The 3,611-nt window shown below is 66.5% G+C and carries 4 protein-coding genes; all 4 read right to left on the bottom strand.

Translation table 11 applies throughout. From position 1 onward, the window contains the following. Positions 1 to 1,917 (bottom strand): heavy metal translocating P-type ATPase (locus WB785_RS15495; protein ID WP_424080208.1); only part of this gene is annotated, 1,917 nt, incomplete at its 3' end. Position 1,918: 1 nt separating this feature from the next. Further along, positions 1,919 to 2,197, bottom strand: a complete 279-nt coding sequence (locus WB785_RS15490) for a DUF1490 family protein (protein ID WP_324436166.1) — start codon at positions 2,195 to 2,197, stop codon at positions 1,919 to 1,921. A gap of 237 nt (positions 2,198 to 2,434) precedes the next feature. Continuing rightward, the gene (locus WB785_RS15485) at positions 2,435 to 3,118 is read right to left on the bottom strand and encodes a TIGR03089 family protein (RefSeq protein WP_424080209.1); all 684 of its coding nucleotides are present in this window, start codon (positions 3,116 to 3,118) and stop codon (positions 2,435 to 2,437) included. Positions 3,119 to 3,152: 34 nt separating this feature from the next. Continuing rightward, positions 3,153 to 3,611 (bottom strand): LytR C-terminal domain-containing protein (locus WB785_RS15480; protein WP_424080207.1); only part of this gene is annotated, 459 nt, incomplete at its 5' end.

The following is a 3,611-nucleotide window of genomic DNA, read 5'->3' as shown; positions in this document are numbered from 1 at the left end:
GTTCAGATCGTCGTTGGCCAGGGCGACATCGGCGGTCTCGACGGCCACGTCGGTGCCGGCCAGGCCCATCGCGATGCCGATGTTGGCGGCCGCCAACGCCGGGGCGTCGTTGATGCCGTCGCCGACCATGCCGACGATGTAACCCTCGTCCTGCAGTTGGCGAACCACTTCCAGTTTGTCCTCCGGCAGCACTTCAGCGCGCCACTCGTCGATGCCCAGCTCGCCGGCCACCACCGTCGCGATGTCGGGATGATCGCCCGTGAGCATGACGACGCGGCGGATTCCGTTGGAGCGCAGCTTCTTCAGCACATCGGTTGCTTCGGCCCGGACTTCGTCGCGCAGGCTGATCAGCCCGACCAGTGTGCCGTCGACCGCGAGCAGCAACGGGGTTTCGGCCTGGCGGCGCAGCGTGTCAACCCATTCGGCTGCCTTCTTGGACACCTTGACGTTTTCCGAGCGCAACAGCGACGGGCTGCCCAGCAGCAGGGTCCGGCCGTCGGCCCAGGTTCGCATGCCCAGCCCGACCAGCACCTCGCATTCCTCGTGCGGCGGAATGGTGATGCGGCGTTCCTCGGTCGAGCGGATCACCGCCTCGGCCAGCGGATGCCGGGAGTGCAGCTCCGAACTGGCGGCATAAGCGAGCACCTGCTCGGGCTGCCAATCTTTGTGCAGTGCAATGATGTTCGTCACCACCGGGCGCCCGACGGTGAGCGTGCCAGTCTTGTCGAAGACGATCGCGTCCACCCGACCCGCCTGCTCCAGATGCGACCCGCCCTTGATCAGGATGCCGCGGCGTGCGCCGTTGCCGATCGCCGCGCTGATCGCGGTCGGCGTCGCCAAGCCGACCGCACACGGGCAAGCGATCAGCAACATCGTCATCGCACGGCGGACGTCTCCGGTGATCGCCAGGGTAATCGCGGACACGATGAACGAGATCGGAACGAAGCGACGGGAGAAGTTCTCGCCGACCGTCTGGATCGGTGCCCGATCATGTTGTGCCTCTTCGACTCTGCTGATGATCCGCCCGATGGTGGTTTCGTTGCCGACGGCGCGAGCGCGAACCACCAGCCGCCCGCGCAGCACTACCGAGCCGGCGTGCACCGCTGACCCCGCGATGATGCTGACCGGCAGCGTTTCGCCGGTGATCGCTGACTGGTCGACAACGGCCTCGCCGTCGACCACGTCGCCGTCGACCGGGATCGCCACGTGGTCGTGGATTACTACGTCGTCGCCGATTTGGATGGTGTCGATCGGAACCTGAACTTCTTTATCGTCCACGCGAATCCACGCCGTGTCGGCGGTCCCGCGCAGCAGATCCGAGATGGCCCGCCGAGTCCGTCGCAATGTCAAATCCTGAAGGTACTCACCGATATTGAGCAGCCAGAGCACAGTGAGCGCGACGACGTTCTCGCGCAACACCAGGCTGGCCACCGTCGCCGCGGTGACCAGCGCATCGGTGCCGGCGCGCCCGGACCGCAACGAGCGCAACGCGCCGCGAAGGAACGGATAGCCCATGAACACCGTCGCGCCGGTCGCGACCAGCTGGCCGGAAGGGCCCAGCAGCGGCGGCCGGTTGAAGGCGTAGCGGCGTAGTCCGAGCAAGGCGAGCGCGGTCCCGCCGATGACCATGCGCAGTACCTCGGTGTTGCTGACATCGGACGATCGCGGTGTGCGAGCCGGGATCAGTTCGGCGGCAATGTGTTCGGCCGAGGAGATCGCCGTTAGCACCGCGTCCCGATCGCAGCGTCTCGGCGAATACCAGACGACGACCGAGCCGGTGTGGGGGTAGGCGTGTACTGCCCGCACACCGTCCTGCTTATCGACCGCCTCTTCGACCGCGACGGCGCGTCGGGAATTCGAACGCACCCAGCCGACCTGCACCCGCATCCGCCCGGCCGCGTCCGAGACGACGCGCATGTCAGTGCTCGTGGTCGTGATTGCCGATCGCCGGAGGCTGCGCTTCCTCGCCGATGCGCTCGCGAGCTTCGGCCACGACATCGGCCACCTTCAGCCGGGCTGACTCCGCAGCTTCCTCGGCGCGACGAGTTCCGCGCAGTCCCCACTCCGTCGCGGTCACGGCGGCGTCGTGAAGTGGAGCCTTGGCCAGGGCCTTCCGCACAACCTCGTAGGCGCTTACCCCGACCAGTCCGGTGACCACCGTGCCAGCCGCCTTACCCAAAAGCCCGTGCACCAACATCCCCTTAACCTTCCTACGTTGTCGTGCCGCCAAATTTAACATAGAAATATTGCGATACCAACATGAATCGAGGGTCGCGGCTGAGTATCAGGAGTCTCAGCAGCCTCGTTAGTCGCTGTCGACAGGACGACTCTCTTCTAGAAAACGGGGCGTATGTGATAGCACGCTTCTGCGGTGCTATCACATACGCCCTCTTTTCGGCGAGAGCGTCCCGGCCCCGAGCTGGTGCTGGTGTGACTACTGAGAGCCAAACACGCGAGTGACCTTCTCCATCTCGACCTTTCGCGGCAGCGCGGCCGGGTCTGGGTTGGCCACCTGGACCAGCGATCCACCGATCGACAGAACCGCCAGCAGACCCTCGATCATGTCGTCGGGCCCATCCCACGACGCGGTCGACAGCACCCGATCACCTGCCGTCAAACCCTTTGTCGCCACGGATGTTTGGCAGGCGGCCAGCACCTCGTCGACCGATCGGCCGGCCAACGCCGGACCGGGATGGCGCTCGGCGGCAATCTGGTCACCGTGCACGCGCACCGCGGTCGCATAGTCGGTGACACCGACCGGCAGATCGGCCGCCGGGCGGCCGAACGGGTCCAGCGACAGCACCGCGACCTCGGCGGCGCCGGTTGCGTCAGCCTCGTCGAGCCGTTCGGCCGTGCACAGTGCGACATCTGCCGCCGAACCGCCGAGCGTTACGTCCGCGCCGATCCACCAGACCCCGAACAGCACCGCCGCCGTCTGCCAATGCGCCGGTAACAACATCGCCACTCGGCTGGCCGGCCCGGCGCCCAACTCGTCGCGTAACAGGTTGCCGGTCTTGGCCGCCCAGTTGGCCAGCGTCACCGCGGAGAGTTCGATGCGCTCACCGGTGGCGTCGTCGTAGTAGGTGATACGCGGTCCGACCGGATCGGCGCGCAGCATCGGGTCCAGCACCGCTGCACTGAGGGTACTCACCTCAGTTGACGCACTCGGGGTGCTCGGAGCCGGCGGTCAGGATCGGCGAGGGCGGAGGAGCTGTGTTGTTGGCCGAGTTGGAGTTTGACGAGCCGACCGCCGTCGCAGCGGGGCCGTCGCTCAACCCCGCACCCGGGCCGGTGTAGTCGTTGGCCAGCACCACCCGAACCGTACCGGCGGGCACCGACGCGTTGGCGACGACGGGCAGCCCACCGAGGTCTTTAGCCACCGCTTGGGCGCCCAGATCGTCGGCCTTGGCGGCCTGCACCTGGCTGCCGGACACGTGCGCAGCGTCGTTGTTGCCGACAGTTCCTGTGGCAAACCCCTTGGAGTTCAACACTTCTGACACCGCAGCCGCCAGCCCGTTGATATCAGTGTCGTTGAACACATTGGCGGTGGTCTTGTCGGGCGAGTAGGCCAGCTCCTCGGTCTTGCCCTGCGCCTGATCGTGCAAGAGCCC

It is taken from the genome of Mycobacterium sp. (assembly GCF_049585075.1).
Taxonomy (GTDB): domain Bacteria; phylum Actinomycetota; class Actinomycetes; order Mycobacteriales; family Mycobacteriaceae; genus Mycobacterium.
The sequence above is the reverse complement of the archived record's forward strand: the minus strand, read 5'-3'. Positions and strand labels throughout refer to the sequence as shown.